The sequence below is a fragment of the Alloyangia pacifica genome (assembly GCF_900116195.1).
Classification (GTDB): domain Bacteria; phylum Pseudomonadota; class Alphaproteobacteria; order Rhodobacterales; family Rhodobacteraceae; genus Salipiger; species Salipiger pacificus.
The window spans coordinates 134,158-157,130 of the sequence record NZ_FOZW01000006.1 but is presented as its reverse complement, the minus strand read 5'-3'; the positions used below and the strand labels follow the sequence as shown (position 1 = coordinate 157,130).

At 68.1% G+C, this 22,973-nt stretch carries 21 protein-coding genes; 6 read left to right on the top strand and 15 right to left on the bottom strand.

Annotated elements, in window-relative coordinates; all coding sequences use genetic code 11:
* The first annotated feature begins 61 nt into the window (after window positions 1–61).
* Both nudC and BM397_RS14005 read left to right on the top strand, forming a co-directional pair.
* Window positions 62–1,036 (top strand): NAD(+) diphosphatase, encoded by a 975-nt coding sequence (gene nudC / locus BM397_RS14010; RefSeq protein WP_092425146.1) that lies wholly within the window; start codon window positions 62–64, stop codon window positions 1,034–1,036.
* 48 nt (window positions 1,037–1,084) lie between these two features.
* Window positions 1,085–1,543, top strand: coding sequence for an SRPBCC family protein (locus BM397_RS14005; RefSeq protein ID WP_092425148.1), 459 nt, complete (start codon window positions 1,085–1,087; stop codon window positions 1,541–1,543).
* Here the strand turns inward: BM397_RS14005 and xylB are convergent, their stop codons facing one another.
* The 4 genes from xylB to BM397_RS13985 all read right to left on the bottom strand — a co-directional run bounded on the left by xylB (window position 1,544) and on the right by BM397_RS13985 (window position 6,620).
* Window positions 1,544–2,998 carry a xylulokinase gene (gene xylB, locus BM397_RS14000; RefSeq protein WP_176806661.1) on the bottom strand — a complete coding sequence of 485 codons (1,455 nt, stop codon included), beginning with the start codon at window positions 2,996–2,998 and terminating at the stop codon, window positions 1,544–1,546.
* Between the two features lie 75 nt (window positions 2,999–3,073).
* Complete coding sequence (locus BM397_RS13995; protein ID WP_092425152.1) at window positions 3,074–3,706, bottom strand: ATP-binding cassette domain-containing protein; 633 nt, start codon at window positions 3,704–3,706, stop codon at window positions 3,074–3,076.
* Window positions 3,699–5,387, bottom strand: coding sequence for an ABC transporter permease (locus tag BM397_RS13990; protein WP_245696079.1), 1,689 nt, complete (start codon window positions 5,385–5,387; stop codon window positions 3,699–3,701). The genes BM397_RS13995 and BM397_RS13990 overlap by 8 nt, the downstream gene beginning before the upstream one ends.
* Complete coding sequence (locus tag BM397_RS13985; RefSeq protein WP_425425939.1) at window positions 5,388–6,620, bottom strand: ABC transporter substrate-binding protein; 1,233 nt, start codon at window positions 6,618–6,620, stop codon at window positions 5,388–5,390.
* Window positions 6,621–6,799: 179 nt separating this feature from the next.
* Here BM397_RS13985 and BM397_RS13980 point away from each other — a divergent pair, with 179 nt between their 5' ends.
* On the top strand, window positions 6,800–7,393 hold the full coding sequence (locus tag BM397_RS13980) for an SAM-dependent methyltransferase (RefSeq protein WP_092425154.1): 594 nt from the start codon (window positions 6,800–6,802) through the stop codon (window positions 7,391–7,393).
* A 12-nt stretch (window positions 7,394–7,405) separates the two neighbouring features.
* Here the strand turns inward: BM397_RS13980 and gph are convergent, their stop codons facing one another.
* From gph to coxB, 11 genes are all read right to left on the bottom strand, one after another.
* Window positions 7,406–8,071 carry a phosphoglycolate phosphatase gene (gph, locus tag BM397_RS13975; protein ID WP_092425156.1) on the bottom strand — a complete coding sequence of 222 codons (666 nt, stop codon included), beginning with the start codon at window positions 8,069–8,071 and terminating at the stop codon, window positions 7,406–7,408.
* 130 nt (window positions 8,072–8,201) lie between these two features.
* Window positions 8,202–9,044 carry an MBL fold metallo-hydrolase gene (locus BM397_RS13970; RefSeq protein ID WP_092425158.1) on the bottom strand — a complete coding sequence of 281 codons (843 nt, stop codon included), beginning with the start codon at window positions 9,042–9,044 and terminating at the stop codon, window positions 8,202–8,204.
* A gap of 139 nt (window positions 9,045–9,183) precedes the next feature.
* Window positions 9,184–9,768: a GNAT family N-acetyltransferase gene (locus tag BM397_RS13965; RefSeq protein WP_092425161.1), complete on the bottom strand. Its 585-nt coding sequence runs from the start codon at window positions 9,766–9,768 to the stop codon at window positions 9,184–9,186.
* The gene (locus tag BM397_RS13960; protein ID WP_092425163.1) at window positions 9,768–11,030 is read right to left on the bottom strand and encodes a M16 family metallopeptidase; all 1,263 of its coding nucleotides are present in this window, start codon (window positions 11,028–11,030) and stop codon (window positions 9,768–9,770) included. Before BM397_RS13960 ends, BM397_RS13965 begins: the two co-directional genes overlap by 1 nt.
* Complete coding sequence (thrC, locus tag BM397_RS13955; protein ID WP_092425524.1) at window positions 11,027–12,415, bottom strand: threonine synthase; 1,389 nt, start codon at window positions 12,413–12,415, stop codon at window positions 11,027–11,029. Before thrC ends, BM397_RS13960 begins: the two co-directional genes overlap by 4 nt.
* A 15-nt stretch (window positions 12,416–12,430) precedes the next feature.
* Entirely contained in the window at window positions 12,431–13,120 is a 690-nt protein-coding gene (locus tag BM397_RS13950) for an SURF1 family protein (RefSeq protein ID WP_092425165.1), read from the bottom strand.
* A gap of 345 nt (window positions 13,121–13,465) precedes the next feature.
* Entirely contained in the window at window positions 13,466–14,266 is an 801-nt protein-coding gene (locus BM397_RS13945) for a cytochrome c oxidase subunit 3 (protein WP_092425167.1), read from the bottom strand.
* Between the two features lie 25 nt (window positions 14,267–14,291).
* Window positions 14,292–14,876: a cytochrome c oxidase assembly protein gene (locus BM397_RS13940; RefSeq protein WP_092425169.1), complete on the bottom strand. Its 585-nt coding sequence runs from the start codon at window positions 14,874–14,876 to the stop codon at window positions 14,292–14,294.
* The gene (locus tag BM397_RS13935) at window positions 14,866–15,048 is read right to left on the bottom strand and encodes a cytochrome c oxidase system small membrane protein (RefSeq protein ID WP_092425171.1); all 183 of its coding nucleotides are present in this window, start codon (window positions 15,046–15,048) and stop codon (window positions 14,866–14,868) included. The genes BM397_RS13940 and BM397_RS13935 overlap by 11 nt, the downstream gene beginning before the upstream one ends.
* Window positions 15,048–16,010: a heme o synthase gene (cyoE, locus tag BM397_RS13930; protein ID WP_092425173.1), complete on the bottom strand. Its 963-nt coding sequence runs from the start codon at window positions 16,008–16,010 to the stop codon at window positions 15,048–15,050. The genes BM397_RS13935 and cyoE overlap by 1 nt, the downstream gene beginning before the upstream one ends.
* A gap of 67 nt (window positions 16,011–16,077) precedes the next feature.
* Window positions 16,078–16,983 carry a cytochrome c oxidase subunit II gene (gene coxB / locus BM397_RS13925; RefSeq protein ID WP_092425175.1) on the bottom strand — a complete coding sequence of 302 codons (906 nt, stop codon included), beginning with the start codon at window positions 16,981–16,983 and terminating at the stop codon, window positions 16,078–16,080.
* 187 nt (window positions 16,984–17,170) lie between these two features.
* Here coxB and tldD point away from each other — a divergent pair, with 187 nt between their 5' ends.
* From tldD to topA, 3 genes are all read left to right on the top strand, one after another.
* Window positions 17,171–18,592: a metalloprotease TldD gene (gene tldD, locus BM397_RS13920; RefSeq protein WP_092425177.1), complete on the top strand. Its 1,422-nt coding sequence runs from the start codon at window positions 17,171–17,173 to the stop codon at window positions 18,590–18,592.
* Between the two features lie 169 nt (window positions 18,593–18,761).
* Window positions 18,762–19,940 carry a DNA-processing protein DprA gene (dprA, locus tag BM397_RS13915; protein WP_092425179.1) on the top strand — a complete coding sequence of 393 codons (1,179 nt, stop codon included), beginning with the start codon at window positions 18,762–18,764 and terminating at the stop codon, window positions 19,938–19,940.
* Between the two features lie 154 nt (window positions 19,941–20,094).
* Window positions 20,095–22,785, top strand: a complete 2,691-nt coding sequence (gene topA / locus BM397_RS13910) for a type I DNA topoisomerase (protein WP_092425181.1) — start codon at window positions 20,095–20,097, stop codon at window positions 22,783–22,785.
* Window positions 22,786–22,973 lie beyond the last annotated feature (188 nt).

Here is a 22,973-nt window from a genome sequence, read left to right as displayed (position 1 = left end):
CCGCCGGTTGTCACTCCGCGCGGCGCGTGCCATGGCTTGCCCACCCAGAAGGAGGCGCGGCATGCGGCAGACGGAAGAGGTGACATTCGGCGGATCGGGGCTCGACCGCGCGGCGGAGCTGCGGGGCGATATCCCGGCGCTTGCGGAACGCATGCAGCGCCCCGGCGCGCGCGGCGTGGTGTTCTGGCGCGGCAAGCCGCTGGTGTCCGATGACGCGGCGCGCGGAGAGACCTGCGCCGCGCTGCCGCGCCTGCCGCTGGACCACCCGCTGCTCGCCTCGGCGCGGGCGCGTCCCGTGCTGCTCGGCCGTGAGGCGGGCGAGGTGGTGCTGGCCTATGACATTTCCGCCTGGGAGCCCGATGCGCCGCAACAGGAGGGCTTTGTCGACCCGAGCGTGCAGACCCACCCGGACGCACCGGAGGGTGCACGGTTCGTCGAGCTGCGCACGCTGCTCATGGCGCTCACCCCGCGCGATGCCGAGCTTGGCGCCACCGGCAAGGCGATCCTCGGCTGGCATGACACGCATGGTTTCTGCGCGCGTTGCGGGCAGCCCTCCGATGTCACCCAGGCGGGCTGGCAGCGGGTCTGCCGCGCCTGCGGCGCGGCGCATTTCCCGCGCACCGATCCGGTGGTCATCATGCTGATCACCCGCGGCAACGCCTGCCTTCTGGGCCGCTCTCCGGGCTGGCCCGAGGGGATGTACTCCTGCCTCGCGGGCTTCATCGAGCCGGGCGAGACGGTCGAAGCCGCGGTGCGCCGCGAGGTGATGGAGGAGACCGGGATCGAGGTCGGCCGCGTGTCGCTGCTCACCAGCCAACCCTGGCCCTGGCCGTCCTCGCTGATGCTCGGTTGCCGCGGTGAGGCGACGAGCGAGGCGATCAGCATCGACCCCGTCGAAATCGAGGACGCGCAATGGGTCAGCCGCGAGCGGCTCGCCGATGCCTTTGCCGGGCTGGAGCCGGGGATCGTGCCGGCGCGGCGCGGCTCGATTGCAAATTACCTGCTGCGCAACTGGGTTGCGGACCGCCTCGATTAGGACAAGATGCGCGGATAGCGAGTTAACACGGGTTGAACGAGGCAGGCGATGGACATCTCTACCAAGGAAGACATCGAGGTTCCGGTCGAGCGCGTCTACGCGGAGGCGACCAACTTCGAACACCTCGAGCGGCAGATCATGCGCCGCGGGATCGAGCTGCGGCGGATCAACCCGGCAGGCGAGGGCAGCCACGCCTGGCACGCGGTGTTCAACTTCCGGGGCAAGGCGCGCTCTGCCGACATTACCCTGGTCGAGGAGGACGCCCCAAACCTGCTGGTCTACCGCAGCCTCACGGACGGGCTGGAGGTGCTGACGCGGATCGAGTTCGTGGCGCTGTCACGCAGCCGTACCCGCGTCGCCATGGACCTCGAGCTGAAGCCCAAGACGCTCTCGGCGCGGCTCATGGTACAATCGCTGAAGCTGGCGCGCGCCAACCTTGAAAAGAAGTTCCGTGTGCGCATGGCCGATTACGCACAGGCGATCGAGGACCGGCTCAAGAGCGCCTGATCAGCCCGGCTGCGCCAGCGGTTTCAGCGCGCGGTAGAGCGCGCGCCACCTTTCCAGACGATCCTGCAGGGACGCCTGCGCGCGGGGCGAGAAGACCTCGCGTGCGTCCGGTCTCTGCGCCAGATCGCCCCGCGACAGCGCGCCGGTCGCCAGCGCGGCCAGCTTCGCCGCGCCCAGCGAGGGGCCGCTCGTCGCTCCCTCGGGGCGGAACAGGGTCAGCCCGCTGGCATCGGCCACGCTTTGCAGCAGAAGGTCGCTCTGCGCGCCGCCGCCGAGCGCAGGCAGCGCGGCCGGCCCCTGCGCGGCAGCTCCAAAACTCTCGACCGCATCGGCAAAGCAGAAGGCCACCGCCTCGACAACCGCGCGCATCATCGCGGCGCGGCTTGTGCTGTCCTCCAGCCCGAAGAAGCCGCCGCGGATGTGCGGATCGCCATGCGGGCTGCGCTCGCCCGTGAGGTAGGGCAGGAAGAGCGGCACGCGGGCCTCGGGCACGGCGGCGGCCTCCTGCAGCAGCGCGCCGATCTCGACCCCGGCGACCCCGGCGAACCAGGCCATGGGGCGGGCGCCGTTGAGCATCGCCGCCATCTGGTACCAGCGATCCGGTAGGGTGTGCGCGAAGGCATGCACGAAGGCGCCGGGGTTGGGGCGGTAGCCGGTGCCGGCCTGCAGGAACTGCGCCGACGTGCCGAGCGAGATCAGCCCGGTGCCATCCTCCACCGCGCCGACGGCGACCGCCCCGGTTGCCGCATCGCCGCCGCCGGTGACGATCCGGACCTTTGGCGACAGTCCCAGCTCGGCGGCCAGCTCGGGGAGGATCCGTCCCGCCTCCTGCGTGCCGTCCAGCACAGGGGGAAGCCAGGCGGGATCGGTGGCCGAGATGGCGCAGAGCTCTCCGGACCAGCACCGCTGCGCCTGGTCGAACCACAGCGTTCCGGCGGCATCCGAGGGGTCTGTGGCGTAGCCGCCGTGCAGGCGGTAGCCGAGGTAGTCCTTTGGCAGAAGCGCATGGGCGATGCGGGCGTGGACCTGCGGCTCGTGGCGCGCGAGCCAGAGCAGCTTGGGCGCGGTGAAGCCGGGCAGGGGCGGCACGCCCGCCAGCGTACCGATCCCCGGCAGGGCTTCGCGGAGGGCGCTGCATTCGGCGTGGGCGCGGCCGTCGTTCCACAGCATGGCGGGGCGCAGCACTGCGTCCGATGCGTCGAGCAGCACGGCCCCGTGCATCTGGCCCGAGAGGCCAATGGCGGTGATGCTGCGACGTTCGCCTTCGGGCAGACCGGCGACCAGCTCGGCCAGCACCTCGCGCGCCGCGCGCCACCAGTCCTCGGGGTCCTGCTCCGAGGCGTAGGGCATGGGCGACGTTGTGGTGAGCGCGCGCCGCGCCTCGGCCCGGGGGACGCCGGCCTCGCACAGCAGGCCGATCACCGAGCTGGTGCCGAGATCCAGTCCGATTTCCAAGGCAGGTCTCCTCCCAAGAACCCTGTCACGTGTGGTGCCGACCATTTCCCGGATCGGCGTGGCCTGCAAGGGGCCTCAGCCGAGGGTGATGACCCGCCCGCCCGCGGCCTCGGCATCCTCGGGGTCGTGGGTCACCAGCAGCACCGGCAAGCCCTGCGCCCGGGCGCGCTCGAAGACCAAGCTGCGGATCTGGTCGCGCCGCGCCGCGTCGAGCCGTGAGAAGGGTTCGTCGAGCAGCAGCGCGCGGGGTTCGGCCAGAAGCATGCGCATCAGGGCCACGCGCGCCTTCTGCCCACCCGAGAGCGTGGCGGGATCGCGGGCGGCGAAACCCTCCAGCCCGATGTCGCGCAGCGCCGCATCGATCCGCGCGCGCCGGGCCTTGCCGCGCAGGCGCGGCGGCAGGCCGAAGCCGAGGTTGCCGCCGACAGACAGGTGCGGGAACAGCAGCTCGTCCTGGAAGAGGATGCCCACGCGGCGGCGCTCGGGCGGCAGAAGGGTGATCTCGGTGCCGTCCAGCGTGATCTGCCCGCTCAGCGTGAACCCCGGCGCCAGCGTGCCGATGATCGCCGAGAGCAATGTGGACTTGCCCGACCCGGATGGCCCCATGACCGTCAACACCTCGCCCGGCGCGACGCGCGCGTCGAGCGACAGCATCGGCGCGCCGTGGCGGTCGATGCGCAGGTGAGCGAAGCTCAGCCCCTCAGCCATGCCGCATCCCCCGCCGGTTGCGCCAGGCCAGCGCCGGGATCAGCAGCGCCAGCCCGAAGGGCAGGAAGGCCGCAGCCGTCTGGGCCAATGCGGTGACCCCGATGACCCGTCTGTCGCCGCCGGAGGCGAGGGCGAGGGCTTCCGTGGTCAGGGTCGGCACGCGGCCTCCGCCGATCAGAAGCGTGGGCAGGTATTGCCCGACGCTCACGGCGGCGCTGACCGCTGCGGCGGCGAGCCAGGGGCGCAGCAGCATCGGCAGCCGCAGGCGCCAGAAGGTGGCACCCGGCCCGCGCCCCAGCGCGTGGGACACCGCGGCGAAGCGAGGGTCGAGCGCGCGGTAGGGGTCCGACAGCGACAGGAAGGCGTAGGGCAGCACGAAGACCACGTGCACGGCGATCACCGCGCCCAGCGTGCCGTCGAGCCCGGTCAGCAACGCTGCGATCTGCAGCCCGGGCAGGAAGGCGATCTGCGGCACCAACAGCGGCAGGTAGAGCAGCCAGAGCGCCCGCGCGCCGGGCCGCAGCCCGTGACGCTGCTCGGCTTCGAGGCAGGCGGTGGTCAGCGCCATGGCGATGCCGGAAACGGCGGCGGCGATCAGCAGCGTGCGGCCGAAGAGCGCCAGCAGCTCGGGCCCGTGGCGCATCCAGCTGCGCAGCGTCCAGCCCTGCGGCAGCAGTTCGGGGAAGCGCCAGAGCCCGGCGAAGGACCAGACCGCCAGTCCGACCAGCCCCAGCAGCACCGCCGCCGCGGACAGTGCGCCAAGCCCCAGCCCCAGACCGCGCAGCACCCGTTCGCCGTGGCCGCGCCCGCCAGCGACCAGCCAGCGGGCCGAAAGCCGGGCAGTGGCGATCTCGCCGCCGCGCCAGAGCAGCAGCGCTCCGACGGTGAGCGCCAGCAGCATGAGCGCCCCGGCAGAGGCGCGGAAGCGCAGCGCGAGGTCGGGGTCGTTCATCCATTTCAGCACCTGCACGGCCAATGGTGGTGGCGTGCCGGGGCCGAGGATCATCGCCACGTCGACCACCGAAATGGAAAAGGCCAGCACCGCGTAGACCGGCAGGCGGATCTGCGCATAGAGCCTCGGCAGCAGCACCTTGGCCCAAGCGGTGACCCGCCCGTAGCCGAGCGCCTGCGCCGTGGCGACGCTCTGCGCCGGGCGCAGCGCCGGCAGGGCCGCGAGGCTCATCAGCAGCAGGAAGGGCATCTCCTTGACCACCAGCCCGGCGATCAGCGACAGGCCGAAGGGGTCCTGCAGGATCAAGAGATCCGGGGGGCGCTCCCAGCCCAGCGGCAGGGCGATCAGCCGGGCGACCCAGCCCGAGGGGGCGATGAGAAAGGCCAGCCCGAAGGCCGCGGCGGCATGGGGCACCGACAAGAGCGGCGAGAGCACCCGTTCGAGCGCGGCAAAGGCCTGCGTGCCCTGCCACCCGGCGCAGATCAGCAGCGTCAGTGTCAGCGAGATCAGCGTCGCCGCGAGACCGGTGAAAAGCGACAGGATCACCGCACGGGGCAGGCCCGGCCAGTCAAACAATTCACGGAAGGGATCAAGGCTCAGCCCTGTTCCGCCAAGCGCCGGCATCAGGCCGAGGGCCGGGGCGAGCGTGCCCGCCAGACCCGCCGCCACCGGCCCGAGCAGCGCCAGCAGCGTGAGGGCCGGCGCCGCGCGGGTCAGCGAAAGCGCCACTCAGGGGGCCACGCCGTAGCGTGCGGTCCAGTCCTCTTCGAGCTTTTCCATCCACGACGGATGCGGCTCGGGCAGGGTGGGGCCCAGTTCCTCGGGGGTCAGCGTGGCGATTCCCACGGGAATCTCGTCGAAGAGCCGCACCTGCTCGTCCGAGAGATTGTCCATCGCCAGCACCGTGCCGAAGCCGAGCTCGTCGGGGCTTGCCATGCGCGCCTGCGCCTGCGGCGAGAGCAGCAGGTTGGCGATCACCATGGCCCCGGCCTTGGCATTGGCATTGTAGGGGATGGCGACGAAGCTGGCATTGCCCAGCGAGCCGCCCTCGAGCACGAAGCTGCGCACCGTGTCCGGAAGCTGGAAGTTGGCGATGGCGTTGGAGGCGGCGTTGGGGTTGAACTCGAAGCCGATGTCGATCTCATTGTCGGCCATCAGCTGGATCATCCGCTGGGCGTTCTGCGGGTAGGCCTTGCCCTGCCGCCAGAGGTTGGGCGTCAGCGCGTCGAGCCAGTCCCAGAGCGGGGCGGTGGCGGCGTCATAGTCGGCTTCATCGACCGGGGCAGACAAGGCCTCGGGGTTGGGTGTCAGCTCGATCAGCGCCTGCTTGAGGAAGGTCGAGCCGAGGAAATCCGGCGGCTGCGGGTAGGTGAAGCGGCCCGGGTTGGCGGCGGCCCATTCGGCCAGTGCCGACATGGTGCGCGGCGGTTCAGGCAGGCGGGCGGTGTCATGATAGAACACCAGTTGCGCCATGCCCCACGGGCTCTCCAGACCCTCTGTCGGCACTGTGAAATCGGCGGTCAGCGCAGCGTTGGCCTCGGGGTCGGTGAGCTGCCAGTTCGGCAGGTCCTCGGACCACGGACCGTAGAGCAGCCCTTGGCGCTTCATCGCCGCGAAATTCTCGCCGTTGATCCAGATGAGGTCGATGGCCCCGCCCGCGTCCTTGCCGGCGCTCTTCTCGGCGAGCACCCGGCTCACCGCCTCGGCGGTGTCCGAGAGCTTCACGTGTTCCAGCGTCACGCCATACTCGTCCTGCGCCAGATCGCCGATCCAGTCGATGAAGCCGTTGACATTCTCGGCCCCGCCCCAGGCGTTCCAGTAGACGGTCTGACCCTCGGCCTCGGCCACCACGGCGTCCCAATCGGCGGGGTCCGCCTCGGCAAAGGCAAGAGGCGGAGTTGTGACGGTAAGGGTTGCTGCGAGGCCAAGCGGCAGCCAGTTGCGCATCGGGCGGCGGATCATTGCGCGGGACTTTCCTTCTGTGCCGCGACCTGCGGCGCTTTCGTGCTATATGGAGTCATGTTGTCGCAAGCACGCCGCCCCGGGGTCAATGACAAAAGGGCGTGAAGGCACTGCCGCGCGCTTGCCGCCTTCGGGCGAATTCCTATCTGAAACGTGTATAATTTTCAGGAGCATCGCCCATGTGGGACGAACGATACGCCGTCGAGGATTACGTTTACGGAACCGAGCCTTCGGGCGTTCTGATCCGCCGAAATCACTGGTTGAAACCGGGCGCAAAGGCGCTCTGCGTCGCCGACGGCGAGGGGCGCAACTCGGTGCATCTCGCGCGACAGGGGCTGAAGGTCACCGCCTTCGATGGCTCGGCACCCGCAGTGGACAAGGCGCGTCGCCTCGCCGCCGAGCGCGGGGTCGAGGTGGATTACGCGGTGCAGGACGTCTTCGACTGGGACTGGCCGGTGGCGGAGTTCGATCTGGTGGTTGGCATTTTCATCCAGTTCGTCGGCCCGGAGGGCCGCGCGATGCTCTTTGACAGGATGAAGCAGGCGCTGAAACCGGGCGGCGTGCTGCTGCTGCACGGTTACACGCCCCGGCAGCTGCAGTTTGGCACCGGCGGTCCCGGGGCGGTGGAGAACCTCTACACGGCAGGGATGTTGCGCAAGGCCTTTGCCGATATGAAGGTGCAGGTGCTCGAGGATTACGAGCTGGAGATCCGCGAGGGGCAGGGCCACAACGGCCGCTCGGCGCTGATCGACATGATCGCCGTCAAGCGCTGAGCGCCCGAGGGGTCACGCCTCGATCGCGCCGAAATGCTGCGCGACGATGCCGGGAAGCTGGTCCCAGTGGTCGAAGGCATAGGCGTGGGTCAGATCGGAGAGGGGGGCCTTGCGGTATCCCTCGGTGAAGAGCGCGAAGGGCATGCCGGCGCGCTCGGCGGTTTCGGCGTCCACCTCGCTGTCACCGACGTAGAGACCCGGCCCGCCGAGGTCTTCCATCACCTTCATCAGCGGCGCGGGGTCCGGCTTGCGCACCGGCAGCGTATCGGCGCTGGCCACGGCGCGCAGGTGCCGGTCGAGCCCGAAGTGCTTCAGCGCGATATGGGTCGGGGCTTCGGGCTTGTTGGTGCACAGTCCCATGGCGCAGCCCAGCAGTTCCAGCCGAGCCAGCGCGTCGATCACGCCGGGGTAGAGCACGGTGAGCGCCGGTTCGCGCTCGTATTCCTGCATGAACTTGCCAAGAAGGCGGGGGTGCGCCTCCGGGTCATCCCCTAGACCCACGGTCTCGACGACGCGGGCAATGAGTACCGAGGCGCCCTTGCCGATGAAGCTGCGGGCCTGATCGAAGGTGATCTCCGGCAGGCCCTCGCTGCGCAGCACGACATTGGCGGCGCGATGCAGGTCGGGCGCGCTGTCGATCAGCGTGCCGTCGAGATCGAAGACCACGGACTTCAGCATGGTGCGCCGCGCTCGGCTCGGGGGGAACGGGACTTGGGCATGGGCGAAGATTCCTTGTACCGGGCCACCCGGCGGCGGCGCGGGGTCATAGTGACGGCACCACCCGGCAAGGTCCAGCGGATCGCCGGGGTCATTCGCTCAGCCATTCGGGTTGCAGCACCATGACGGTCGGTTGGGGAGGCAGGTCGCGCAGGCCGATCACCAGCTCAGAGGTGTCACGCCGATCCACCGGGAAGGTGTCGGACACATCGGCGATGAAGCGCTCCAGCGAGGCCCCCGAGAACCAGTGCATCGGCAGGATCACCGAGCTGCGGAGCCGTTCCACCACCCGGACCATGGAATCGAGCGCCATGGTCATGCCGCCGTCTACCGGCACCATCAGAACATCCACACGGCCAAGCGCGGCGTATTGCTCGTCGCTCGGCTCATGGTGCAGGTGGCCGAGATGGCCGATGCAGAGCCCCTCGACCTCGAAGACGAAGATCGAGTTGCCCTTCTCCTCGGTGCCGCCATAGGCCGAGCGGATATCGGTCGAGACGTTGCGCACGAGCATCTCGCCGAGATCGAGATGGTGTTCGATACCCTCGCCGAATTCCCCCCAGCCTTCGAGGATGTGCGGGATCGCCGGGTCGGGGTTGGCGGTCCAGTGGCTGGAGTGGGCGTGGTTCATCGTCACGATGTCGGGAATCATCGGCACATTGCCGATGTAGCCGGTGAAATCGGTGACCGCGTTCAGCCCGCCGCGCGTCTGGATCAGAAAGGCGGCATGCGACAGGTATTGAATGCGCACAGAATACTCGGGCACTGGATCGGTCCAGGCGGCCTTGTGGAGGTACTGCAGGCCCGGGGCGGCATCGGCGATGGCGATGCAATGGGAGGCGCGGCGTTCCTGCGCCTCGGCGGGCAGAGAGATCAGGCCGGAAAGACCGGCGCTGACGGCGAGAACCATCGTGTCGCGGGCGGTGCGCAGCATGGCAAGGCTCCTTTCGGATCTCAGCCTAAGCCGGGATGGCCCCGCGCGGCGCTAAAATTTACGTGGGGTAAGCTTTGGGCGTTCGGCGAAGGCACGCGACGCGCGGATTCGCGGCAATCCCGTGCCCGTGGCGCCCTGCTCAGCCGACCTGCGTGCGGCCGCGCCGGTCGAGCCGCAGCGCGCTGTAGAGAACGTGGGTGCGCCAGCGCCCGTTGATCTGCAGGTAGCTCTGCGCCACGCCTTCGTATTTGAAGCCCGAGCTTTCCAGCAGCCCGCGCGAGGCGACGTTCTCGGGCAGGCAGGCGGCTTCGATCCGGCTCAGGTCCATCTCGGTGAAGGCATGGTGCACCAGCGCGGCGATCGCCTCGCGCATGTAGCCGTGCCGCGAGAAGGGCTGGCCGGTCCAGTAGCCCAGCGTGCCCGATTGCGCCGGGCCGCGGCGGATGTTGTCGAGGGTGATCGCCCCGACCAGCACCTGATCTTCGCGCCGGACGAGGAACAGGGGCACCGCCGAGCCGGCGTTGATCGACCGCGTGGCCCAGTAGACCCGGTTGGTGAAGGCGCGCCGCGACAGGTGGTCCTCGGCCCAGGATGGCTCCCAGGGGGTGAGGTACTCCTTGCTCTGCAGCCGCAGCGCGACCCAGGCGTTGAAATCGCCATGCATCGGCGGGCGCAGTATCAGGCGCTCGCTGTCGAGCCTGAACTTCCGCCGCCGACCCAGCATCAGGCCGCCCGCTGTGCCTGCAGCTCGCCCAGCCCGGGCGCGCTGCCGACCGGCCCGTAGAGCGCGAGCGCCGCAGGAGCCTCGGCTGCCATCTTCTCGGCGAAGTCGCGCACGTCGCCGGTGGTGACGTTGTCGATTTTCTCCACCGTCTCCTCGATTGGCGGCACCTCGCCCCAGATCTGCACCATGCGCGCCATGCGCTCGGCGCGGGAGGACGAGCTTTCGAGCCCCATCAGCAGCCCGGCCTTCATCTGTGCGCGGGCGCGGGCGACCTCCTCGGGGGACATGTCGTCGGCGGCGCGCTTCATCTCGTCGATGGTCAGCCGTGCCAGCTCGCCGACTTCCTCACCGGAGGTGCCGGCGTAGATCGTGTTGAGCCCGGTTTCCGCGTAGGCACCGGTCTGCGAGAAGATCGTGTAGCAGAGCCCGCGCTTTTCACGGATCTCCTGGAAGAGGCGCGAGGACATGCCGCCCCCCAGAGCGATCGAGTAGATCTGCGCGGTGTAGAAGCTGGGGTCCCGGTAGCCCGGCCCCTCGAAGGCCAGTGCCATATGCGCCTGCTCGAGCGTCTTCTCGCGGCGAATCTCGCCGCCGGTGAAGCGGGCGTTCTCGGCAACCGGTGCGAGCCGAGGAACCATCCCGCCGAACAGGCCTTCGGCCTGCGCCACAAGCGCCTCGTGGTCGACCGCGCCGGCGGCCGAGAGGATCATCTGGCCCGGTCCGTAGTGCTCGGCGACGAAGGCGGCGAGGTCGTCCCGGCCGAAGCCCTTCACATTGGCCGCCTCGCCGAGGATGGTCCGCCCCAGCGCCTGGCCGCCATAGGCCTGTTCCTGCAGCCAGTCGAAGATCACGTCATCGGGCGTGTCGAGCGCCTGGCCTATCTCCTGCAGGATCACGTGGCGTTCGGTTTCGATCTCCTTGGGCTCGAAGATCGGGTTGAGCAGGATGTCTCCGACCACGTCCATGGCGAGGCGAGTGTCGTTCTCCAGAACGCGCGCGTAATAGGCCGTCACCTCGCGCGAGGTATAGGCGTTGATGTAGCCGCCCACGTCCTCGATCGCCTCGGCAATCTGCAGCGCGCTGCGCGTCTTGGTGCCCTTGAACGCCATGTGCTCGAGGAAATGCGCGATGCCGTTCTGCTCGAGCCGCTCGTTGCGGCCCCCGGCGGTGACCCAGATGCCAAGCGAGGCCGACTGCAGGCCGGGCACGTTTTCCGAAACGACGCGGAAGCCGTTCTTGAGGGTGGTCAGTTGCACGGTCACTTGGAGATACGCTCCCGGATAAGGGTTTCGAGTGCGCCAAGGTCATTGGGCACGCGGGTGACGCGCTCGGGGCGGTCGAAGAGGTCGGCCATGCGCGCGGGCAGCGGCGGGCGGAGGCCGCTGGCCTTTTCCACGGCGTCGGGGAATTTTGCCGGATGCGCGGTGGCAAGGGTGATCATCGGCACGGCGGGGCTGCGGTGCTCCTCGGCCACCTTCACGCCGATGGCGGAATGCGGGCAGAGCAGCTCGCCCATGGTCTTGTGCGCCTGCGCGATGGTGGCGAGCGTCTCTTCTTCCGAGGCGCGGCCGCTCTCGAAATGCTCGCGCAGCGCCTGCAAGGCGCCCTGCGAGACGTGGAAGCCGCCCGCTTTCAGCTCGTCCATCAGCTGGCCCACGGCGGCACCGTCGCGCCCGTAGGCGTCGAAAAGTGCGCGCTCGAAGTTGGAACTGACCTGGATGTCCATCGACGGGCTGATCGACGGGTGCACTTCCGAGGTCTGGTAGTCGCCGGTCGAGAGGCAGCGGTGCAGGATGTCGTTCTGGTTGGTCGCCACCACCAGCCGGTCGATCGGCAGGCCCATCTTCTTGGCGATGTAGCCCGCGAAGATGTCGCCGAAGTTGCCGGTGGGCACGGTGAAGCTGACCTTGCGGTCGGGCGCGCCGAGCGAGACCGCCGAAGAGAAGTAATAGACCACCTGCGCCAGCACCCGCGCCCAGTTGATCGAGTTCACGCCCGCCAGCCGCACCTCGTCGCGGAAGGTGAAGTCGTTGAACATGTCCTTGAGCTTGGCCTGGCAGTCGTCGAAATGCCCGTCGAGCGCCAGCGCATGGACGTTGGCTTCCGACGGCGTGGTCATCTGGCGGCGCTGCACCTCCGAGACGCGGCCATGCGGGAAGAGGATGAAGACATCCACCGCGTCGAGCCCGCGGAAGGCTTCGATCGCCGCCGAACCGGTGTCGCCCGAGGTGGCGCCGACGATGGTCACCCGCTCGCCGCGGCGCGTCAGCGCCTCCTGGAACAGCTGGCCGATGAGCTGCATGGCGAAGTCCTTGAACGCCAGCGTCGGGCCGTGGAACAGCTCCAGCAGGAAGTGGTTCGGTGCCAGCTGCACCATCGGCGCGCGGGCGTTGTGGCCGAAACCGGCATAGGCCTTGGAGATGAGATCCCCGAAGGTCTCGTCGCTGAAGCTGTCGCCGACGAAGGGCCGCATGACGCGGAAGGCGACTTCCTCGTAGGACAGCCCGTTCAGCGCGCGGATGTCATCGGGGGTCATCACCGGCACGGTCTCGGGCACGTAGAGGCCGCCGTCACGGGCGAGGCCGGAGAGCATGGCCTCTTCGAAGCTGAGCGCCGGGGCTTTGCCGCGGGTCGAGATATAGCGCATGGAGCTCATGGGGGCTCAGGCCTTTCCTGTCTTGGACTGCCGGCGGATGTAGTAGCCGGTCATGATCAGCCACACCACGGCCAGCGAGAACCAGGTGATGGCATATTGCAGGTGATCGTTGGGAATGCCGCTGGCGCTGACCGGCAGCGGCTGAATGGTCGGGTCGGCAGGGTCGATCTCACGCGCGACGACGAGCAGCGGTTCGGTCTGCAGCACCTCGGCCATGGCGCCGATGTCGCGGGCGAACCAGATGTTCGCCGCCACGTCGTTCTCCGGCGTCGAGCTGTTGCGGTCATCGGGCCAGTGCAGGTTGCCGGTCACGGTGACCGGGCCAGTGCTGCGCGCGGCGTCCTTGTTCTCGTCGGCGGTGAAGCCGCGGTCGAGCAGCAGCAGGCGCGGCCCGCCTGTCACGCCCTCGACCCGGAATGGCGAGATGATCCGGTAGCCCGCGCCGACCTGCTTCTGGCTGACCAGCACGCGGATCTCGCCGCGCAGAATCTCGCCCTGCAGGGCGACGGGCTGGTAGCGTTGCTCGTCGGGCGCGATCATCCGGGGCAGCGGCTGCGCCTCGCCGGAGATGCGGGCGTCGATCTCGGCCAGCACCGCTTCCTTCCACTCCAGCCGGCGCAGCTGCCAGCTGCCGAGCGACACGAGGATCGCGGCGCCGATCAGGCCGAAAAGGAGGGGGGCGAGGTAGCGGGTCAACTAGGTCCGGGTCCGGCTTTCGGGTCGTGGGTCGGGGCGCCTGCGCGCCCTGCCTGCTTTAGCGCCTCTGCGCGGGGCACATCAAGGCGCGATTGAGCCGCCGGGCAAAGCTACACCGGACTGCGGCAGAAGGGCAGGGGCGCTGCCCCTCTGCGGCTGCGCCGCATTCACCCCGGCGTATTTGGAAAGAGAAGAAGGGGGGGCGCGCTCGCCTGCTTCTTCTCTTTTCAAATACGCCTGCCGGAGGCCTGCCACAGGCGCTTGCGCTGGAAATACGCGAAACGCCCGCCGGAAGCGGCGGGCGTTTGTGGTCTCGGTGAGACGAGAAGGTTCAGCTGGACTGTCTCAGCCGCCCCAGATGTAGATCGAGGCGAAGAGGAAGAGCCACACCACGTCGACGAAGTGCCAGTACCAGGCGGCGGCCTCGAAGCCGACGTGCTTGTCGGGGGTGAAATCGCCCTTCATCAGCCGCAGTAGGCAGACGAAGAGAAAGATCGTCCCGATGATCACGTGCATGCCGTGGAAGCCGGTCGCCATGAAGAAGTTGGCGCCGTAGATGTTGCCGGAGAAGCCGAAGGCGGCGTGGCTGTACTCATAGGCTTGGAACACGGTGAAGAGCACGCCGAGCGCGATGCCGATGATCAGGCCCCACTTCATGTCCTCGCGGTTGTTCTCATGCACGAGCGCGTGGTGCGCCCAGGTCACGGCGGCACCCGAGCAGAGCAGGATCAGCGTGTTGATCAGCGGCAGGTGCCAAGGATCGAAAGTCTCGATTCCAGCGGGCGGCCAGACGCCATCGACCGCCGGCGAGTTCGGGCCCATCGGGTAGAGCGCGTGTTTGAAGAACGACCAGAACCAGGCGAGGAAGAACATCACCTCGGACATGATGAAGAGGATGAAGCCGTATTTCAGGCCGATCTGCACCACCGGGGTGTGATCACCCACGCGGCTTTCGGCGATCACCTCGGACCACCAGCCGAACATCGTGTAGAGCACGCCGACGAAGCCGGCGAGGAAGATCCACGGCCCGCTGTCATGCATCCACAGCACCGCGCCGAACAGCATGACGAAGGCAGAGGCGGAGCCGATCAGCGGCCAGGCTGATGGGGGCAGGATGTGGTAGTCGTGGTTCTTTGCATGCGCCATCTCGTTTCCCTCGTTGGTCAGGCGGTCAGTTCACGGAGCTCGTGTCCGCTTCTTCCTTGGCGAGAGCGGCCTGCGTCTCCTCTGGCAGGTCGATCTCGTAGAATGTGTAGCTCAGCGTGATGTGCTTGGCGAACTTCGCGTCGGGATCGTTGACGATCTCGGGGTCGACGTAGAAGCTCACGGGCATTTCCACCCGCTCGCCGGGCATCAGCACCTGCTCGGTGAAGCAGAAGCATTCGATCTTGCTGAAATAGGCCCCGGCGTCATAGGGGGCCACGTTGTAGGCGGCCTGACCGGCGATCGGTCGGTCGGTCGGGTTGTAGGCCTCGTAGAAGGCCAGGCCGTCTTCGCCAATGCGCAGTGTCATCTCGGTCTGCATCGGCTTGAATTCCCAGGGGAAGCCGCGGTCCTTCGAGGCATCGAAGCGGATCTTGATGGTCTGATCGAGGATCTGCGAGGATTCGCCCGCCGCGACATTGGTGGTGCCGCCATAGCCGGTGACCCGGCAGAACCAGTTGTAGAAGGGCACCGCTGCCCAGGCCATGGCGCCCATGAAGACCACCACGCCGATCAGCGACCAGAGGGTTTTCGTCGTCCCCTTAGTTGCCACTCTGCACCTCGCCTGCGCCCTGGGGCGCGGTTGCGGACGAGAAGTCGCCCGAGCCGATCTTGACGATGGTCAGCCCGAAGACGATGGCGATGAAGGCGGCCAGGGTCAGCCCCACGCCGATATTGCGGCCACGGCGGCGCTGATGCAGTTCATGCTCGTGCGCGATGCCCATTACCAGGCTCCCAGAAGGTCGATGCCGAAACGGGCCAGCCCCGCTTCCACCAGGATCGCGCCGAAGTGGGCGAAGAGGTAGAGCAGCGAGAGCTTGAAGAAGCTCTTTTCGGTCTTGAAGTTGTCCGCTTCCGACATGGTCTCGTCGCGGCGGAAGATGTCCCAGGCGCCCTTGAGGAAGAGCGCGTTCAGCACCAGCGCCACGGCGAGGTAGATCGGCCCGCCCACCGAGGTGAAGCCGGTGCCGATGGCCAGCGCCGCCAGCAGGATGGTGTAGACGAGGATGTGCTTGCGGGTCGAGCGGCGGCCGTGGGTCACGGTCAGCATCGGCACGTCCGCGTCGTCGTAATCCGAGCGCATGAAGAGTGCGAGCGCCCAGAAGTGCGGCGGCGTCCACATGAAGGTCAGGCAGAACATCAGCACGGCCTCGACGCTGACCGATCCGGTCGCGGCGGCCCAGCCGATCATCGGAGGGAAGGCGCCCGCGGCACCGCCGATGACGATGTTCTGCGGCGTCGAGCGCTTCAGCCACATGGTGTAGATCACCACGTAGAAGAAGATGGTGAAGGCCAGCAGACCGCCGGCCAGCACGTTGGTCGCGAGCGCGAGGAAGACGCAGGAGAATCCCGAGAGCGCGAGGCCGAGGGCCAGCGCCTCTCCGGGCTGCACGCGGCCCGAGGGAATCGGGCGCTTCGCGGTGCGTTTCATCACCGCGTCGATGTCGGCGTCCCACCACATGTTCAGCGCCCCCGAGGCGCCGCCGCCGACGGCGATGAAGAGGATCGCGCAGAAGCCGACGAAAGGATGAACCGGGACCGGGGCGGCCAGCAGGCCGACGAAGGCGGTGAACACCACCAGCGTCATGACGCGCGGCTTGAGCAGGGCGAAATAGTCGCCGAACTGCGCGTCGTACTCGGACGCGCGGGCGGCGGGAGCTGCCGTGTTGGTGGTGAGGTCGCTCATCTTGGTCTCGATTCAGGTCTTGGCGGCGCGCCCTCCTCCTCGGGGCGCGTCGCCTTGTTGCAAAGGGTTAGGACGCCGCCAGGAACTGGCGCACGTCGACGTAGCCGCCCTCGTCCTGCGAGGCGGCGAGCCAGGCGTCATAGACCTCCTGGCTGACCACCTTGACGGTGATCGGCATGTAGGCGTGGCTGATGCCGCAAAGCTCCGAGCACTGGCCGAAGAACACGCCTTCGCGCTCGGGCTTGAACCAAAGCTCGGCGATACGGCCGGGGACGGCGTCCTGCTTCACGCCGAAGGCCGGGATGGTCCAGGAGTGGATCACGTCGGCCCCGGTCACCTGCATGACCACGGTTTTGCCGACGGGCACGACCACGGCGCTGTCGGTGGCGAGCAGGAACTCGCTGTCGCTGTAGCCGGCTTCCTGCAGTTGGGCAGAGACCTCGGGGTTCATGCGGTTGTCGCCACCGGTGGCGGGTGCGCCGATCATGTAGCCTTCGTAGCCAAGGTCGGTGCCGACGTATTCATAGCCCCAGTACCACTGGTAGCCAGTCACCTTGATGACCACGTCGCCCTCGGGGATTTCCTGCTGCTTGAACAGGACCGGCAGCGAGAAGGCACCGATCACCACGAGGATCACGATCGGACCCAGGGTCCAGGCGATCTCCAGCGGGGAGTTGTGGGTGAAGCTCTTTGGGTTCGGATTGGACTTGCTGTTGAAACGCAGCACTGCGAAGGCGAGCAGCGCGATAACGAGGATACAGATCGCGGTGATGATCACGAGCAGCATCCCGTCGAGCCATTGCAGGTCGCGCGCCAGCTCGGTCGAGGCGGGCTGGAAGCCGGTCCCGCCCGCCTTCGGGTGGCCGACAAGTTCCAGCGAATCCTGCGCCAGGGCGGGCGCTGCCTGCACAGCGGCGAGAGCTGCGGCGAGGGTGCCGGTCGCGAGGCCCTTCAGCATCGAAAGTTTACGCATGTATCACCTGATCCGGTTGTCATTCTTCTCTGCGGACAGGAGGATTCATCCCCCGAGCCGCCGCCCGAAGAGCCTCCTCCCTGTTGTTGTGGACTTTAAAAAGCACATTGCGCCCATCAAATAAAGATGAACGCTTGCGGCAAAAGCGCACTTTTTTGATCCAGATCAAATCTAAAAGGACAATGACATGAGCGAAAGCCCCTTCCGGCCCTTTGAAACCGCCCTCGATCTGGACCGCACGCTGGGGCAGCTGCGTAATGCTGTCGCGGGGGCGGATGACGGCGAGTTGTTCCTCGAAAGACGCAGGGGCGAGGCGCTGGTGCTCGACGACGGGCGAATCAGGACCGCCAGCTACGACGCCTCCGAGGGCTTCGGCCTGCGCGCGGTGCGCGGCGAGGTGGCGGGCTACGCCCATTCCACAGAGATCTCCGAGCAGGCCATCTCTCGCGCCGTCGAGACCGCGCGGCTCGCGGTCGGCGATGGCGGCGGCGTGCTCGCCCCTCCGCCCGCGGGCACCAACCGCAAGCTCTACACCGATGCCGATCCGATCGCCGGGCACAGCTTCTCGGTGAAGCTCGAGACCCTGCGCGAGATCGACGCCTTCGCCCGCGATCTCGATCCGCGCGTGGTGCAGGTGACCGCCACGATTGCCGCCTCCTGCCAGGAGGTCGCAATCCTGCGCCCCGAGGGCGGGCTGGTGTCGGACGTGCGACCGATGACCCGCGTCACGGTGAGCGTCATCGTCGAGGAAAACGGCCGCCGCGAGCAAGGCGCCGCCTCGGGCGGCGGGCGCTACCTGCTGGACGGGCTGCTGGAGCCGTCGTCGTGGCAGGGGCAGGCGCGCGAGGCGCTGCGCGTGGCGCTGGTCAACTTGCGGGCCGAGGATGCGCCGGCGGGGGTCATGGACATCGTGCTCGGACCGGGCTGGCCGGGCATCCTGCTGCACGAGGCGGTGGGCCACGGGCTCGAGGGCGATTTCAACCGCAAGGGCAGCTCGGCCTTCGCGGGGCTCATGGGGCAGCGCGTCGCCGCGCCCGGGGTCACCGTGGTCGATGACGGCACAATGCCCGACCGCCGCGGCTCGATCTCGGTGGACGACGAGGGCACGCCCTCGGCGCGCAACGTGCTGATCGAGGACGGCATTCTCGTGGGCTACATGCAGGACCGGCAGAACGCCCGGCTGATGGGCGTCGAGGCCACCGGCAACGGCCGCCGCGAGAGCTATGCCCATGCGCCGATGCCGCGGATGACCAATACGATCATGGAGGGCGGCGACGCCGACCCGCAGGACATCGTCGCGGATCTCAAGGACGGCATCTGGGCCGTGGGCTTCGGCGGCGGCCAGGTGGACATCACCAACGGCAAGTTCGTCTTCTCCTGCACCGAGGCCTACCGGGTGAAGAACGGCAAGGTCGGCGCGCCGGTGAAGGGGGCCACGTTGATTGGCGACGGTGCCACGGCGCTGCAGCACGTGCGGGCGCTCGGCAATGACATGGCGCTGGATCCGGGGATGGGCAACTGCGGCAAGCAGGGGCAATGGGTTCCGGTGGGCGTCGGCCAGCCGACGGTGATGATCGGAGGCCTGACCGTGGGCGGCGCCGGCAGCTGAGGCTGCCAGTCGCGGCGCGGTCGTCGCACCGGAAGAAGCGAGGGGCGCTGCCCCTCGCGCTCCCCGGCGTATTTGCGAAGAGAAGAAGGACAGAGCGGGGGCGCTGTGCGCTTCATGCTTGCTTAACCAGTCTTGGGGTAGAGAGGATCCTGCAAGAGGCGGGATCAGGATGACCGGGCCAGGACAGACTTCCAAACACCCCCCACTCCCACCCACCACGGAAGCCGACCGGCTGGATTGGCTCCGTCTCTTGCGCTCGCGCCGTGTCGGGCCGACGACCTTCTGGCGACTGCTGTCGGAACACGGCTCGGCCGCAGGCGGATTGGCCGCCTTGCCCGAGGTGGCGGCGCGTGCCGGGGTCGAGGGGTACAGGGTCTGCCCCGAGGGCGTGGTGCATGCGGAGATGGAGGCGGGTGCCCGCGCCGGGGCAAGGTTGCTCTTTCACGGCGGTCCCGACTATCCGCCGGGACTCAGGGAACTCGAAGACGCGCCGCCCATGCTCTGGATGATCGGGCAAGGCGCGTTGATGCGCCGCCCGGCGGTCGCCCTTGTCGGCGCGCGCAATGCTTCTTCACTCGGCGCACGCACGGCGCGATTGCTGGCCCGCGGCCTCGCCGAAGCGGGCTGGCTGGTGGTCTCCGGCCTGGCACGCGGCATTGATGCAGAGGCGCATCGCGCGGCGCTGGAGGCTGGAGCGGAGGTTGGTGCGGCGGGCGGCACTGCGGCGGTCATGGCTGGCGGGGTCGACGTGGTCTACCCCAAGGAAAATGCCCTGCTCGCCGCCAAGTTGCGGGACCAGGGCGCGCTGCTGTCGGAACAGCCCCCGGGCGTGCAGCCGCAGGCCCGGCATTTTCCGACCCGCAATCGCATCGTCTCGGGAATGGCGCAGGGCGTGGTGGTGGTCGAGGCGGCGGTGAAGTCGGGCTCGCTGATCACCGCGCGCTGCGCGCTCGACCAGGGTCGCGAGGTCATGGCCGTGCCCGGTCACCCGCTCGACGGGCGGGCGGGGGGATGCAACCTTTTGCTGCGCGACGGCGCGCGTCTGGTGCGCCATGCCGAGGACGTGATCGAGGCGCTGGCCCCACTGCACCCCATCGACGCATCGCACGCCGCTCCGGACGCCATCGTGGAGGTGCCGCCGCCACCGCCCGAGCGCCGCAGCCGCTCCGAGACGCTGGCGCTGCACCAGCGCATCCTCGACCGTCTCGGACCGGTGCCGGTCGCCGAGGATCAGGTGATCCGCGACCTCGGCAGTACGGTGGCGCAGATCGCCCCGGCGCTCACCGACCTGGAGCTCGAGGGGCAGCTCGAACGCCGTCCCGGCGGGCTGCTCAGCCGTCGCTCCTGAGCAGCGCAAGCGCGCGGAATCGCGGCAATCGCCCTGTGGTGAAGGCGACTCGCGAGCGCACCACATTGACATTTCCCCCTTGCGTCCCACATGTTGCGCCGCCATAGCGGCAGGCAAGCCGTTTTGAGCACAGCGTTGCAATGAGGTCTTATTAATGCCCGTCGTCGTCGTCGAATCCCCGGCCAAGGCCAAGACAATCAACAAGTATCTGGGATCCGACTACACGGTGCTCGCCTCCTACGGCCACGTGCGCGACCTGCCTCCGAAGGACGGATCGGTCGACACCGAGCACGATTTCGACATGAAATGGGAAATCGCCAACGACTCGCGCAAGCACGTCTCCGCGATTGCCGAGGCGCTGAAAAGCGACAACGCGCTCATTCTCGCGACCGACCCTGATCGCGAGGGTGAAGCGATCTCCTGGCACCTGAAAGAGGCGCTGACCAAGCGCCGCTCGATCAAGAAGGATACGGCGGTCAGCCGCGTGACCTTCAACGCGATCACCAAGGCGGCCGTCACCGAGGCGATGAAGAACCCGCGCGAGATCGATGCGCCGCTGGTCGAGGCCTATCTCGCCCGCCGCGCGCTCGACTACCTCGTCGGCTTCAACCTCTCGCCGGTGCTCTGGCGCAAGCTGCCGGGCGCGCGCTCGGCGGGCCGCGTGCAGTCGGTCTGCCTTCGGCTCATCGTCGAGCGCGAGATGGAGATCGAGGCCTTCAACCCGCGCGAATACTGGCAGGTGAAGGCGCTGCTCTCGACCCCGCGCGGCCAGGAGTTCGAGGCCCGGCTGACCACGCTCGCGGGCAAGAAGCTGGACCGCTACGACCTGGAAAATGCCACGCAGGCCGAGATGGCGGTGCAGGCGGTTTCCAAGCGCGCGTTGAAAATTCTGTCGGTCGAGGCGCGGCCCAGCACCCGCAACCCTTCGGCGCCCTTCATGACCTCGACCCTGCAGCAGGAGGCGAGCCGCAAGTTCGGCATGGGCGCGCGCGCCTGCATGAATGCGGCGCAGCGGCTCTACGAGGCGGGGCACATCACCTATATGCGGACCGACGGCATCGACATGGCCCCCGAGGCGGTGACCGCCTGCCGTGAGGCCATCGGCGACCGTTTCGGCAAGGAATACGTGCCGGGCAGCCCGCGCATCTACAAGAACAAGGCCAAGAACGCACAGGAAGCGCACGAGTGCATCCGCCCCACCGACATGACCAAGGATGCGTCGGAGCTGAAACTGCGCGAGGACGACCAGCGCAAGCTCTACGACCTGATCTGGAAGCGGACGCTGGCCTGTCAGATGGAGGCCGCCAAGCTCGAGCGGACCACCGTCGAGATCGGCTCGGACGACCAGCAGGTCGGCCTGCGCGCCACCGGCCAGGTCATCGTCTTCGACGGATTCCTGAAGATCTACGAAGAGGGCCGCGACGATGTCGCGGATGATGACGACAAGCGCCTGCCGCAGATCATGCAGGGTGAGAACGCCGGTTTTGCCAAATCGGGGCTGAAGGCGCAGCACGAGAAGGCCGCCGAGCGCGCCACCGCCGCCTCGGGTGTGTCGTCGATCCTGTCGGACAACAGCGCCGTGCTGGGCACCCAGAGCTTCACCCAGCCGCCGCCGCGCTACACCGAGGCGACGCTGGTCAAGCGCATGGAAGAGCTGGGCATCGGCCGGCCCTCGACCTATGCCTCGGTGATCACCACCATCCAGGACCGCGAGTACGTCAAGAAAGAGCAGAACCGCCTGATCCCCGAGGACAAGGGCCGGATCGTCACGATCTTCCTGCTCAACTTCTTCCGCAAATACGTGGGCTACGAGTTCACCGCCGAGCTTGAGAACGAGCTCGACGAGGTTTCGGCCGGCGAAATGGATTGGAAGGCGCTGCTCGGAAAGTTCTGGCGCGACTTCTCGGCGGCGATCTCCGAAACCTCCGAGCTGCGCATCTCCGAGGTGCTGGACGTGCTCGACGCTGCGCTGGCGCCGCAGCTCTACCCGCCGCGGGAAGACGGCTCGGACCCGCGCGTCTGCCCCAAGTGCGGCACCGGCCAGCTGCACCTGAAGACCTCGCGCACCGGTGGTTTCGTCGGCTGCGGCAATTACCCAGAGTGCACCTACACCCGCCCGATCGCGGGCGAGGGGGCCGAGGGGGACGAGCGGCTGCTGGGCGAGGATCAGGGCGACGAGATCTGGCTCAAGGCCGGGCGCTTCGGCCCCTATGTGCAGCGCGGCGAGCCGACCCCCGAGAACAAGAAGCCGCCGCGCGCCTCGCTGCCGCGCGGCTGGTCCAAGGACGAGATGACGCTGGAAAAGGCGCTGGTGCTGCTGTCGCTGCCGCGCGAGGTGGGCGAGCATCCCGAGGGCGGCATGGTGTCGTCCAACTTCGGGCGTTTCGGCCCCTATATCATGCACCAGCTGCCCGACGATGCGAAGCCGACCTACGTGAACCTCAAGGACCCGGCGGATGTCTTCGAGATCGGCATGAACCGTGCTGTCGAGATGCTGGCCGAGAAGCGCGCCAACCCCGGCGGGCGGGGGCGTGCGGCGGCCAAGGCGCTGAAGGAACTGGGCGATCACCCGGACGGTGGCAAGATTGCCATCTTCGACGGGCGCTATGGGCCTTACGTGAAGTGGGAGAAGGTGAACGCCACCCTGCCCAAGGACACCGACCCCGAGAGCGTGACCATGGAGCAGGCGCTCGAGTGGATCGCCGAGAAGGCCGCGAAGTCCGGCAAGAAGAAAGCTGCTCCCAAGAAGGCCGCGGCCAAGAAGACGACCGCGAAGAAAACCACCGCCAAGAAGACCACGGCGAAGAAGGCCCCGGCCAAGAAGGCCGCCGACTCGGAAGAGTAATCGGGTCCCTTTGGCAGTTCGGCATAGGCCCGCGCCTCCCCTGGCGCGGGCCTTCTCATGCCTCCCGGCTGTGCACTTGCGCCTCCGGCGGGGATATTTTCGACATGCGGAAGGGGCTTGCGGCGGCGCTGGCGGGAGGTGATGCTGCATTGCGGCGTCATCATGCTGCATCTGCGAGGATGACTTGG